The organism is Streptomyces sp. NPDC015220, from assembly GCF_043079345.1.
In the GTDB taxonomy this organism is placed as follows: Bacteria; Actinomycetota; Actinomycetes; order Streptomycetales; family Streptomycetaceae; genus Streptomyces.
Genome location: NZ_JBIBUK010000030.1, coordinates 1 through 13,042, shown reverse-complemented (window position 1 = coordinate 13,042; position 13,042 = coordinate 1). Strand labels below are relative to the sequence as shown.

7 protein-coding genes are annotated in these 13,042 nt (G+C 74.6%); 5 read left to right on the top strand and 2 right to left on the bottom strand.

Annotated features, from left to right (window positions below; all coding sequences use genetic code 11):
* The first annotated feature begins 5 nt into the window (after positions 1-5).
* Together ACF061_RS35245 and ACF061_RS35240 are read left to right on the top strand one after the other, a co-directional pair.
* Positions 6-2,084: an asparagine synthase-related protein gene (locus ACF061_RS35245; protein ID WP_392271096.1), complete on the top strand. Its 2,079-nt coding sequence runs from the start codon at positions 6-8 to the stop codon at positions 2,082-2,084.
* Between the two features lie 344 nt (positions 2,085-2,428).
* Complete coding sequence (locus ACF061_RS35240; RefSeq protein ID WP_392271151.1) at positions 2,429-5,998, top strand: BTAD domain-containing putative transcriptional regulator; 3,570 nt, start codon at positions 2,429-2,431, stop codon at positions 5,996-5,998.
* Between the two features lie 115 nt (positions 5,999-6,113).
* Here the strand turns inward: ACF061_RS35240 and ACF061_RS35235 are convergent, their stop codons facing one another.
* Entirely contained in the window at positions 6,114-6,911 is a 798-nt protein-coding gene (locus ACF061_RS35235) for a TetR family transcriptional regulator (RefSeq protein ID WP_392271095.1), read from the bottom strand.
* Between the two features lie 395 nt (positions 6,912-7,306).
* Here ACF061_RS35235 and ACF061_RS35230 point away from each other — a divergent pair, with 395 nt between their 5' ends.
* Positions 7,307-8,683: an NAD(P)/FAD-dependent oxidoreductase gene (locus ACF061_RS35230; RefSeq protein ID WP_392271094.1), complete on the top strand. Its 1,377-nt coding sequence runs from the start codon at positions 7,307-7,309 to the stop codon at positions 8,681-8,683.
* A gap of 237 nt (positions 8,684-8,920) precedes the next feature.
* Positions 8,921-10,594 carry a SpoIIE family protein phosphatase gene (locus ACF061_RS35225; protein ID WP_392271093.1) on the top strand — a complete coding sequence of 558 codons (1,674 nt, stop codon included), beginning with the start codon at positions 8,921-8,923 and terminating at the stop codon, positions 10,592-10,594.
* 121 nt (positions 10,595-10,715) lie between these two features.
* Here the strand turns inward: ACF061_RS35225 and ACF061_RS35220 are convergent, their stop codons facing one another.
* The gene (locus ACF061_RS35220; RefSeq protein WP_392271150.1) at positions 10,716-11,984 is read right to left on the bottom strand and encodes an MFS transporter; all 1,269 of its coding nucleotides are present in this window, start codon (positions 11,982-11,984) and stop codon (positions 10,716-10,718) included.
* A gap of 162 nt (positions 11,985-12,146) precedes the next feature.
* On the opposite strand from ACF061_RS35220, the gene ACF061_RS35215 reads away from it, so the two are divergent.
* Positions 12,147-12,698 (top strand): MarR family winged helix-turn-helix transcriptional regulator, encoded by a 552-nt coding sequence (locus tag ACF061_RS35215; protein ID WP_392271092.1) that lies wholly within the window; start codon positions 12,147-12,149, stop codon positions 12,696-12,698.
* The last annotated feature ends 344 nt before the right edge of the window (positions 12,699-13,042 follow it).

Sequence of the window (13,042 nt, the reverse complement as noted above, 5' to 3'; positions counted from 1 at the left end):
CGTCGATGCGGTGGTTGGTGGGATGGAGCAGCGCCGCCGCGGGGACGGACCGGATCGGCTCCGCGGGCGCCACCGGATACGACGGCGAGACCGTGCAACCGGTGGGCTCCCAGCTTCTGTGGGGCGATCCCGACCCGCTGTGGGCGGTCGGCGACTGGCGGCCGGACGAGGTCCGCGTGGTGCAGGCCGACGCGGGGACGAGGATCGCGGTGCTCGGCACCTGCGGCGCCTCCGACGAGCAACTGCGCGTCGGCCTGTTCGCCGCGCGCGGGGGCGCGCTGCGGCACCTGACCGCCTGGCCCGGCAGCTACACGGCCGTCGTACAGGTCGGCCGCCGGGTCACCGTCTGCGGCGACCTCGCCGGCGCCCGCCCCGTCTTCCACACGCCCTGGGCCGGCGGCACCGCCTACGCCACGGCGGCGCTGCCGCTCGCCGACCTCGTCGAGGCGAACCTCGACTTCGGCCACCTCGCCGCCCTGCTCGCCGCTCCCGACGTCCCGGCCGCGCTGCACGACTCCACGCCCTACGACGGCGTACGGCGCATTCCCCCCGGGCACGCCCTGATCCTGCGCGCGGGCGCGCGCGAAGTCGCGGGGTACGAGCCGGTCGCCTCGCTCGCCGTGGCGGCGCCCCCGGCCGATCCCGACAGCGCGGTCGACGCGGTGCGCGACGCCCTGGTCGAGGCCGTCCGCGCCCGCCTCTCCGCGCCCCGGCACGTGCCCGACATCGACCCCGGCCCGGTGCCCGGCATGGGGCCCACCGAACGCCGGGCGGCACGCGGGATGCCGGTGCCCGGAGTCGGGGCGGACCTGTCCGGCGGCCCGGCCTCGGGCACCCTCGCGCTGCTGGCGGCGGGCCTGCCCGGCAACCCGGGCACGCTCCTGGGCCACGGCGCGGGCGCCGGCGAGCGGCTGCTGGCCGTCACCTTCAACGACCTCGCCGTCGGCGGACGCGAGGCCGAACTGGAACGGGCCGGCACCCTCGCCGCCAACCCGCGCCTGCGCCACGTGGTCGTCACGGGCGGCGAGGACGTGCTGCCCTACGCCGACCTGGACGGCCCGCTGACCGACGAGCCCGGACCCTCCCTGATCACGGCGGCCCGGCACCGCGCACGCCTGGCCTCGGGCAGCGCGGACCACTTCACCGGCTACGGCGCCCGCCAGGTGCTCGACGCGCACCCCGCGCGGCTGGCCGACCTCCTCATGGACCGCAAGCGCCGCCACCTGGTCCGGCCCGTCGCCGCGCTGGCCAGGGCCGACGGGTCGGTGATGGTCCCCGCGCGGGTGTACGGCGCCGCCCGGCGACTGGCGAGGACGCCGTACCGCGCGGGACTGGAGGGGCTCGCCGAGCGGCTGCTGCACCGCCGGTTCGACGAGCCCCCGGGCGCGGTCGGGGCGTCGCTGGCCGCGCTCACCTGGGCCGGCCCCGGGCCGGCCGCACGGTGGCTGACCGGCGAGGCACTGGCTGAAGTATCGGTTCGCCTCCAGGGCTCGACGACGCGCTCCGCGATCGGCCCGGGCCAGCGACCGGGGGACCATCGCGCGCGTGCCGCCCTGGCGAGACACGCCGCCGACCTACGGGTGCTGGAGCAGGCCGCGGAGATCCGCTCCCAGCGGCTGCACGCCCCGTTCCTCGACAACCAGGTCGTCCGCGCCTGCCGTGCCCTGCCGGAGGCGCTGCGCGTCCAGCCGGGAGCGCGCGCGGCCATCCTGCGCACGGTGCTGGAAGGCGCCGGAGTGGGCGGGCTGCCTCCCGGCTGGGGGGCGCCCTCGCACGCCCCGGCGGCCGTCGCCGCCCGCGCCGGCCTGCGGGTGGCCGTGGACGACCTGGTCGACCTGTTCGCGACACCCCTGCTCGCGCAGGCCGGCCTGGTGGAGGCACGGGTGGTCCGCAAGGCCCTGCGCGCCGCCGCCCAGGGCGAACCGCTCCCCCTGGACGGCCTGGCGGACCTGGTCTCCCTGGAGACGTGGCTGCGCCGCCTGCTGGCCCGCAGGGGCACCTGCTGGACCGGAACACCCGCACGCGCACGCGCCGTCCCGGCGGGCATCGCACCCCGCAGGAGCGCTCTGGCCTCCGGGGGATGACACCCGCCCTGGTCCCGGGACGCCCTACGCTCCGCTCCCGCGTCGGCGTCCGTGCTGGTCCCGTGCCGGCGTCCGGGCTGGTGTCCGTGCTGGTCCTGTGACGGTGTCAGCACCGGTCCGGCATCGGTCGTGCGTCGGTCTTCGTCCCGTTCGTACGTCGGCGTGCGCCTGGTCCTGCCCCGGCGTGCGGCCGGGGCCTGTGACGGCGTTCGCGCCGCTCCCGTGTCGGTACCCGCCCCGGCTCGGGATCGGACGCGTCCCGCTGCGACCTCGTCCTGAGCCGCCCCGCCGCGAATTCCGTGCCCCGGCTTCCCGCTCCCGGCGACAATGAGCCGGTGCGGTACATGATCCTGGGCGTCACCCAGGCCGAGGACGACCAGGGCACCGTCGTGTCCCTCGGCGGCTCCCGGCTGCGCGCGCTGCTGGCCGCCCTCGCGCTGCGCGTGGGCACTGTGGCCGCCCCGGCCGCCCTGATCGACGAGGTCTGGGACGACAGCCCGCCCCTGGACGCCCCGGCCGCGCTCCAGGCCCTGGTCGGTCGCCTGCGCCGTGCCCTCGGCAAGGAGGCGGTGCGTTCCGAGGCGGGCGGCTACCGGCTGACCGCCGACCGGGACGACGTCGACCTCTTCCGATTCGAACGCCTCGTACGGCAGGGCACCGACGCCCTCGTCCGGGGCGACGCGGCCACGGCGGCCGCCGCCCTCGACCAGTCACTCGCCCTGTGGCGCGGCCCCGCCCTCGCCGACCTGCCCGACCGCGCGGCCGCCGCCCGCCCGGAGGCCCTGCGCGTGGAAGCGGTCCGCGCCCGTGCCGACGCGCTGTTGCGGCTGGGCCGCGCCGCCGACGTCGTACCGGAGTTGACGGAACTGACCGCGACCCGCCCGTACGACGAGCCGCTGCACGCCCTCCTCATCCGAGCCCTGCGCGACACCGGCCGCGGCGCCGACGCCCTCGCCGCGTACGAGACCGCCCGCCGTGCCCTGGACGACGGCCTGGGCACGGACCCCGGCCCGGAACTGTGCGCCCTGCACGCCGAACTCCTCAACCCGAACGTCGCGCCTGCGGCACATGCGGCACATGCGGCACATGCGGCACCGACGGCACCGGCTGCGCCTGAGGCGCCGGCGGTGCGGGCTGCCCCCGCGGGCCGGGCGGACCGACGACTCGCCTCCGCCCCGGTGGAACCGCCCGCCCCGGCGGCGCCGTGGGCCCAGGCCCGCGCGGAACCGTCTCCCGACGGCCCGGGAGCGGACCATCCCGTCCCGCGGCCCGATCCTCACCCGTTCGAGCGAACCGGCAACATCCGTCCACGGCTTACCTCTTTCGTGGGTCGGGAACCCGAACTCGTCGCGATCCGTGCCGACCTGCACGGGGCCCGCCTCGTCACCCTCACCGGGCCGGGCGGCTCCGGAAAGACCCGCCTCGCCGAGGAAGCCGCCGCCGGGCTCCCGCACGCCTGGCTGGTCGAGCTCGCGCCGCTGGACCGGCCCGAGGCGGTGCCGGGCGCGGTGGTCAGCGCGCTCGGTCTGCGGGAGACGGTGCTGATGACCAACGAACTGGCGGCCCCGCAGGACGACCCGGTCGCCCTGCTCGTCGCGCACTGCGCCCCGCACGACCGTCTCCTGATCCTCGACAACTGCGAACACGTCATCGGCGCGGCGGCCGACCTGGCCGAGACGCTCCTCACCCGCTGCCCGGGACTGACGATCCTCGCCACCAGCCGGGAACCCCTGGGCGTGCCCGGCGAAGTGGTGCGCCCGGTCGAGCCCCTGCTGCCCGCCCAGGCTCACCGCCTCTTCGCCGAGCGCGCCGCGGCCGTCCGACCCGGCGGCGACGGCGTCCCGGGCGACCGGGAGGCCGTCGCGGAGATCTGCCGCCGTCTGGACGGTCTGCCGCTGGCCATCGAACTGGCCGCCGCCCGGCTGCGGTTGCTCACCCCGCGCCAGATAGCCGACCGGCTCGACGACCGCTTCCGTCTGCTCACCGCCGGCAGTCGCACGGTCCTGCCCCGCCAGCAGACCCTGCGCGCCGTCGTCGACTGGTCCTGGGACCTGCTCGACGAGCGGGAGCGGACCGTGCTGCGCGAGGTGTCCGTCTTCGCGGGCGGCTGGGACCTCACCGCCGCCGAGGCCGTGTGCACCGGCCCCGCGGCCGACCTCCTCGGCGCCCTCGTCGACAAGTCACTGATCGTCGCGGCGCCGTGCGAGGAGGACGGTGGTGTGCGGATGCGCTACCGCATGCTGGAGACCATCCACGAGTACGCCGTCGAGCGCGCCGCCGAGTGCCCCGGGGTGCGCGCCGCCGCCGAGCACCGGCACGGGGCGTGGGTGCGTGCGCTCGTCGAGGAGGCGGATCCGCGGCTCAGATCGGCCGGGCAACTGCCCTGGCTCGCCCGCCTGGAGAACGAGCTGGACAACATCCGGGCGGCTCTCGACCGAGCCCTGGCGGCCGGCGACGAACGGTACGCGGGCGGACTCGTCCTCGCCATGGGCTGGTTCTGGTGGCTGCGCAACTACCGTCGCGAGGCCGCCGGCTGGACCCTGCGCGCACTGGGCCTGGGCGCCGCCCTCGACGCCCTCCACACCTCCCGCACGACCGCGGACACAGCGGCCGGAGACGGTGGGACCGGAGCGGACGGCGCGGGCGGCGCGGGCGGGTACGGCCCGGCACCCGCGCCCTCACCGGCGCCCCCGGCTCCGCGCCCGTCCGCCGACCCCGTGGCCGCGCTGCTCGACGCGCCGGACGGCGAGCGGCACCACCCGCTGCGCGCCGTCCGCATGGACCTCCGGATGCTGCACCTGTTCCTGACCTCCGACTCCGAGCCGGTGGACTGGACGCGCGACGAGCGTTTCGTTCGCTACGTCGCCCAGGTGCGGGCCACGTTCGAGGCCGGCGGTCCACGGGCGGCCCGGATGCCCGGCCTGCTCTGGCCGCTGACCGTCTACTACACGGGCGGTCCGGACGAGATCCAGTCCGCCATGCACGCGGCCGTCGCCAACTCCCGCCGCCACGGCGGCGACTGGGAGATCGGTGTCGCCCTCATGTTCCGCACCCACATGGTCGTCGACTCACCGGGCAACCTGCGCGGCGTCGACGAGGACCTGGCCGAACTGCGCCGGCTCAGCCGACGCGTGGGCGACCGCTGGATGCGCGCCCAGGTGTGCAGCGCGGCCGGGGAGGCGGCCATGGCGCGCGCCAGGTTCGAGGAGGCACGCGCCGAGTACGAGGAGGCGCTGCGGCTCGCCCGGGAGGTCGGTGCGCACGCCGAGGCGGCGTTCCTGCTCGCGCGGCTCGCCGAGATCGCCTACCGCTCAGGTGACCGGACCGGCGCCCGGACCGCTTTGGACGAGGCGAGCTCGTCGGCCGAGCGGTACCAGGTGGCGGACTCGGGGGCCTTCGTCGAGCTGCTGCGGGCGCAGATCGCCCTGGACGACGGGGACGTGGCCGGAGCGCGCGCCCACTGGGAGGCGTCCCGCGCGCAGAGCGAGCGCGGCACCCCGCCACCGCAGTTCGAAGCGATGCTGAGCGCGGTCCACGCCCTCGTCACGGCCGGCGAGTCCGGCCCGGAGCACGGCCTGCCGTTGCTGGCCGACGCGCTGCGCACGGCCGCCGAGCAGCGGTGCTCGGAGGTGGTCACGACGGCGCTCGTGGACATGGCGGCCGAACTGCTGGCCCGGCTCGGTGAGATCCCGTGCGCGGTCCGGCTGCTCGCCGCCGCCGACCGCTGGCGCGACGGCCGCCCGCGTCCCCTGCCCGAGCGCGCGGCGGCGGAACGCATCGAGGCCACCGCCCGGGCCACCCTCACCGCGGACCGCCATGGCGCCGAACACGCCCGGGGCGCCGGCCTGACCCTGGAAGACGTCCTGACCGAACTCGCGGAGGCCACGCGAACCCACCCCGCCACGCCCGGATGACCCGTGGCCGGGCCGGACGGCGCCGCGCGGTCCCGCCCGGCTCAGGCCGGACGGGACCGCACCCCCTCGGACTCCCGGAACCGAGCCGAGGGGCGACCCCAGCCGGCACGCCGGCTCACGCCGGACGGGACCGCAGACCCTCCAGCAGGATGTCCAGCAGCCGTGCCGAGGCAGCCGCCTGCTGGACGGCGTCCGGAAGCGAGGGCGCCGCCGTCGCGATGACCAGCAGCACGTCCGACACCGACACGTCCGGCCGCAGTTCGCCCGCCGCGCGGGCCCGCTCGACGAGCCGTCCCACGACCTCGAGCAGCGCCGCCGCCCCCGCGTCCTCCACCGCCGGGTCCGACGCGTGCGCGCCGTCCCCGCCGGGCACGAGCCGCAGCTCCCCGGCGCCCGGCTGGGTCCGCTGCTGCGGCAGCGGCAGCCGTACTCCGTCCGGCCCGGCCGCCTCCTCCGTGGGCTCCTCCGCGACTCCCACCCGCAGCACCTGCGGCGGCAGCAGCCGCCCGGCGCCGGAGGCCACCGAGGTGCGCAGGAAGCGCGAGAGCGCCGACCACGCGTCGTCCTCCTGGCCGAGCGCGGCCCGCGCCTGGTCGGTCAGCCGGGAGGTCTCCTCCTCGGCTATCCGCCGCACCAGGACGTCCTTGCTCGGGAAACGCCGGTACACCGTGCCCACCCCGACCCGAGCGCGCCGCGCCACGTCCTCCATCGGCGCGCCGTAGCCCAGCTCGCCGAAGACCTCGCGCGCCGCCCGCAGCACGTGTTCGAGGTTGCGCTGCGCGTCCACGCGCAGCGGCGTCGTCCGGGCCGACCTGGGCTCCTCCCCGGGCCCGCCGTTCGCCACCGCGCTGATCGCGGTGCCGCCGGGCACGACGGCGGACGCGGTCGACCAATGAGTGTCCTGAATGTGCATGACTGATCCCCCGGTAATGACGTCTCCCCCCGGAGACACTCCCCGCCACTGAATCCGAGGTGCGCGAAGCGGGAACCGCGCACGAGCGAGCCCTTCCCGCGATCCGGCCGGACCCCGCGGACTCGTTCGCCCCCCCACCCCTTACACCCCGTCGACACGAACATAGTTGAGAGGCAGTCAATTCAGAAGGGGCAGGTTCCGCACAGAGCGCCCCCCGATCGGAGTACGGGTCGCATACGTCCGGATTGCCATGCGTTCCGCATCCCGCCCTACCCGCGTTGACCTGCGTGCTTTTTGCATACTCCGGTGATTCGGCCAACCCCGGGGAGCACCGGCGGACCGTCACACGAATCGTCGGGCCTGTGGACAAACGAGAGTCACGGGTGCGTCATGGGATGGTGAAGGAACGTGTGCGCATTCTCGTTGTCGGCGGCGGCTACGTCGGGATGTACACGGCCCTGCGCCTGCAGCAGCGGATGAGGCAGGAGCTCAGGCGGGGGGAGGTCGAGATCACGGTCGTCACGCCCGACCCCTATATGACGTACCAGCCGTTCCTCCCCGAGGCGGCCGCCGGCGCGATCTCCCCCCGGCACGTCGTCGTACCGCTGCGCCGTGTCCTCGACCAGTGCCGCGTCATCGTCGGCGAGGCCACCGCGGTCGACCACGCGCGCCGCACCGCCACCGTGACGACCCTCGCCACGGAGGAGACCGGCGGCGCCGAGGAACTGGCCTACGACGAGCTGGTGCTCGCCCCCGGCTCCGTCTCGCGCACCCTGCCCATCCCCGGCCTCGTCGACTACGGCATCGGCTTCAAGACAGTCGAGGAGGCCATCGGGCTGCGCAACCACGTCCTCGAACAGATGGACATCGCCTCCTCCACCCGCGATCCGGAGATCCGCGACGCGGCCCTCACCTTCGTCTTCGTCGGCGGCGGGTACGCCGGCGTGGAAGCGCTCGGCGAGCTGGAGGACATGGCCCGCTACGCCGCCCGCTACTACCACAACGTCCAGCCCGAGGACATGAAGTGGATCCTCGTCGAGGCCACGGACCGCATCCTGCCCGAGGTCGGCGAGGAGATGGGCCGCTACACGGTCACCGAACTGCGCCGCCGCAACATCCAGGTCCTCCTGCGAACCCGCCTCGAATCCTGCGCCGACCGCGTCGCCGTCCTCAGCGACGGCCAGCGCTTCCCGACCCGGACGCTCGTGTGGACCGCCGGCGTCAAACCGCACCCGCTCCTCGCCGCCACCGACCTGCCCCTGGACGGCCGCGGCCGGCTCAGGTGCACCGCACGGCTGACCGTCGAGGGGGCCGAGCACGCCTGGTCCGCCGGCGACGCCGCCGCCGTGCCCGACGTCACCGCCGCCGAACCCGGCCGGGAGACCGCGCCCAACGCGCAGCACGCGGTCCGCCAGGCCCGGCTCCTCGCCGACAACATCGCCCACCTCCTGCGCGGTGAGCCCTTGGAGACGTACGCGCACAAGTACGTCGGCTCGGTCGCCTCGCTCGGACTGCACAAAGGCGTCGCACAGGTGTACGGACGCAAGCTGAAGGGCTACCCCGCCTGGTTCATGCACCGCGCCTACCACCTCAGCAGGGTCCCCACCGTCAACCGCAAGGCCCGGGTCCTCGCGGAGTGGACGCTGGCGGGGCTCTTCAAACGGGAGGTCGTCTCCCTCGGCTCACTGGAACACCCCCGCGCCGAGTTCGAACTCGCGGCCGGTGGAAAGCATCCTCTCGACCCGAACATCAACCCGAAAGGGTCGTCCTGACCGGATCGAGGAACTCCGTGGCACGCCCCGGCGTCCGACGGATGTCGGCGCGAGGCGGCCGCACTGCCAGACTGGTCCACGACCCGGGCGGGCAGCCGCCCGCCCCCGGTCACCGATGACGCATCACCGCTGTGCCGCACCGACCGGGGCGGTAGAAATGTGCGGACCCGCCGCGCGGCCCCAACCCCCGGCCGGGCCCGGAGCCGGCCCGAGACGACAGACACGAGGCAAGGATTCGTGAACTTCACGCGCTGGAGCGCCCGGCTCCCCGGCATCCCCGGAACGCAGCGCCGCGCCGCGGCGCGGACCACTCTCGCCACGGCGCCCGGCCGGCGGGCCGACGGCTCCGTTCCCGCCGCACGCGCCGGCCAGGGAGCCGACGGGGCACCGCCCGTGCCCGCCGTCGACGAACTCCCCGCACGCGAGGTCCTCGACCGCGTCCCGGCCCTCGTCGCCCTCGTCCACGGCCCCGACCACCGCATCGCCTACGTCAACGGCGCCTACACCTCCGCGTTCGGCGCCCGCACCCTCGGCGAACCCGCCCGCGAGGCACTCCCCGAACTGCGCGAACTGGGCCTGCTCCCGCTCCTCGACCAGGTGCTGCGCAGCGGCAGACCCCGCACCCTGAAGTCCCGCAGGGCGACCGACGGCCGCTGCTACACCTTCACCTGCACCCCGGCCGGCGGCGCCGCGGGCGACGGCCGCGCCACGAACCCCGGGGTACTGGTCTTCGCCGCCGACGTCACCGACCACGCGGAAGCCGCCGAACGCCTGCGGGCCAGCGAGCGACGCCAGCGCGAGACCGCGGTCACTCTCCAGCGCTCCCTCCTGCCGCAGGTGCTGGAGCAGCCCGACGACCTGCGGATCGCCGCCACCTACCAGCCGGGCGGCACGGAGGCCGCCGTCGGCGGCGACTGGTACGACGTCATCACCCTCGGTGGCGGCCGCACCGCACTGGTCATCGGAGACGTCATGGGCAGAGGGGTGCGCGCCGCCGCGGTCATGGGCCAGCTCCGCACCGCCGTCCGCGCCTACGCCCGCATGGACCTGCCACCGCACGAGATCCTCCAGCTCCTCGACGGCCTGGCCGCCGAGATCGACGCCAACCAGATCGCGACCTGCGTCTACGCCGTCCACGACCCCAACGAGGGCCGGCTGGTGTACTCCTCCGCGGGGCACCTGCCGATCCTGGTCCGCGACGAGAGCGGCGTCGTCGTGCGCGCCGACGAACCCACCGGTCCGCCGCTCGGCACCGGCGGCTGGCTGCACGCCTCCGGATCGGTCCCGCTCGGCCCCGGCTCCACGGCCGTGCTCTACACCGACGGCCTGGTCGAACGCCGGGACCAGGACCTGGACGAGGGCATCGCGGCCCTGGAACGAGCCCTGTCCGGCGCCACCGGCGCCCCCCAGGTGATCTGCGACCGCCTCGTCCGCTCGGCCGGAGTGCAGGCCGACCACGACGACGACGTCGCCGTCCTGGTCCTCCAGCACCCCGCACGCACCGGCCCGGACGGCGAACTCTTCCGCAACGCCGCGCTGGAACTGCTCGGCGGCGTGGAAGCCGCTCCCCGCGCGCGTGCGTTCGCCTCCGGCGTCCTGACCAGCTGGCGCTTCCCGCCCGATCTGCACGACGCGGGCGTCCTCGCGGCCAGCGAACTCGTCGCCAACTCCCTCCAGCACGGAACACCGCCCATGCGCCTGCGTCTGCGCCGCACCGACCGCCGGCTCATCGTCGAGGTCACCGACGGGGACGACCACCTCCCCAGGCGCCGTCGCGCCGAACCGGTCGACGAGTCCGGCCGCGGCATCGCCATCGTCGCCACCATCGCCTCGAGCTGGGGCTCCCGCCGCACCCCGGGCGGCGGAAAGGCGGTGTGGTGCGAGTTCGCGCTGCCGGGCAGGCAGCCGTGACCAGCGGTCGTACGACACGCGGGGCGGCCGCCACCCGAAGGTGACGGCCGCCGTTCACGGGTTCCGCCGAGCCGGCCTCGTCAACCCGAGGAGCGGGCGCCGAGCCGGGGCCCCAGTCGGCTCACGCCTCCGCGGGCACCGGCTCGGCGGCCGACCCACCGCGAGCCACCACCCGGCTCCGCGCGGCCCACGGGTGATCCTGCATGGCCGTGAGCCCCCGCCCGAGCCGCAGCGCGAGCACACTGACCGCCAGCGCGAACAGCAGGAACACCACGACGTACGGCCCCGGCAGCGAAGCCGCCAGCGGACCGCCCACCGCCGGCCCGACCGCCAGAGCGAGCTGCTTGACCAGGGCGAACGCCGAGTTGTACTGCCCCGCCATCCCGGCCGGCGCCAGATCCGCCACCAGCGGCGCGAGCGTCGGCGACAGCATCGCCTCACCCAGTCCGAACAGCGCGTACGTCGACACGAACGCGGCCGTCGCCATCGCCTGGCTGCCGTGCCCGAGCCCCGCGTACGCCGCCGCGGCCCAGGCGACCGCCCAGATCGCACCCACGGCCGCGATCATCCGCGACCGCCGCCGCCGTTCGACGAACCTCAGCACGGCGAACTGCGCCACCACGATCATCAGCGTGTTCGCGGCCAGCGCCGTCCCCAGCGTCGACGTCGATATCCCCGCGGCCTCCACGCCGTACGCGCTCAGACCCGACTCGAACTGCCCGTAGCAGGCGAAGAACAGCACGAAACCCAGTACGCACAGCTGCACCATGGCCCGGTTCCCGAGCAGCTGCCGCCAGCCGTTCGCGCCCGTCCCGGCGCCCGCCGGAGCATCCCCGACACGGGGCGCGCGCGGCATCCGCACCGTCGACATCAGCACGACCAGCAGCACGAACACCGCCGCCTCGATCGCGAAGAGCAGCGTGAAGGACGACACCCGCGAGGTGTCGACGAGGTGGCCGCCGATGAGACCGCCGACGCCGAGCCCCAGGTTCTGCAGGAAGAACTGCATCGCGAAGGCCCGTGACCGCGTCTCCGTCGACGAGCAGTCCACGATCATCGTCGCCAGCGCCGGCTGCATCACGGCCTGCCCGGCGCCGAGCGCCGCCGCCGACAGCAGCACGGTCGCCGCACCGTCCGCCAGCCCCAGGCTCAGCGCGCCCAGCGCGGCGGTGACCAGGGCGGCGAGCAGGACCGGCAGCGGGCCACGCCGCACGATCGCCCGGCCGGCGAACGGCAGCACGATCAACGCGGCCACGGCGAAGACGGCGAGCACGAGGCCCGCCGTCATGGCTCCGAGCCCCCGCACCTGCGCCACGTAGACGTACAGGTAGGGGACGGTGAAGCCGAGTCCGAACGCGCTGAGTCCGTTGGCCACGTGGATCCGGCGCATCGCCGCGCCCATCGCCCTGGTCACGTTCACCTCTCTCGAGTCGTGCTGGTTACTTGGCATGCTTCAGTAGTTAGAACTGAAGACTTCGAAGCTAAACTTCGATGCTAAACAGTACACCCGGAAGGACTTCGACGCCAAGCGGCCCCGTGCCATACTGCGGACATGGGCGACACCTCCGGCATCGGCAGCGAACCGACACTCGAAGAGCAGATCGCCGCCTACCAGCGCGAGTTCCAGGACCTCGACCCCCAGGTCGAGCAGATCGTCTCGGCGCTGTCCCGGCTGAACCGCCGGATGAACGTCGCCTACGGCCGGCAGACCGCCGCCCTCGGCATCAGCAACGCCGAGTGGGAGGTCCTCAAGGCGCTCGTCCTCTCCGGTGCTCCCTATCGACTGGGCCCGAGCGAGTTGGCCAAGCGGCTCGGCCTCACCCCGGCCGCGATGACCCACCGCATCGACCGCATGGTCGCCGAGGGTCTGGTCACCCGTGAGCGGGACGAGAACAACCGGGTCCGCGTCATCGTGGAGCTCACCCCCGACGGGCGTGAGAAGTGGCTGGAGGCCATGCGCCTGGCGACGGTCTTCGAGGGGGATCTCCTGCAGGACCTCACCCAGGCCGAGCGCACGGTCCTCGGCGAGGTCCTGACCCGGCTGCTGCGCAGGGTGGAGCACGCCCAGCCGGACGCCGGCGGCAGGCTCAGCGACCTCGACTAAAAGATCTTGACAGAGGGGCCTTGACAGTCCCCTGCTCGATCCGTAGGGTTCTTCGGGTTGCCACGGAGCCGTAACGGTTCTCCGGCGACACCTCCCGCCGCACCTGCGGCAATCAAACCACCAGCACGATCTCCCAGCCGGGTTGCTTTCGGTGTCCCCGAATTCAATTCGAATGGGACTTGTCGACCTCGAACGGATCCACCAAGGGCCCGATTGGGAATCGCCGAGGAGATCCGCTAAGGTTTGGGACGTCGGAACGGCCGAACAGCCGGGAAGACAAACCCCGCTGACCGGGGGTCAGGTCGAAAAAAGGATCTGATAGAGTCGGAACCGCCGGAAAGGGA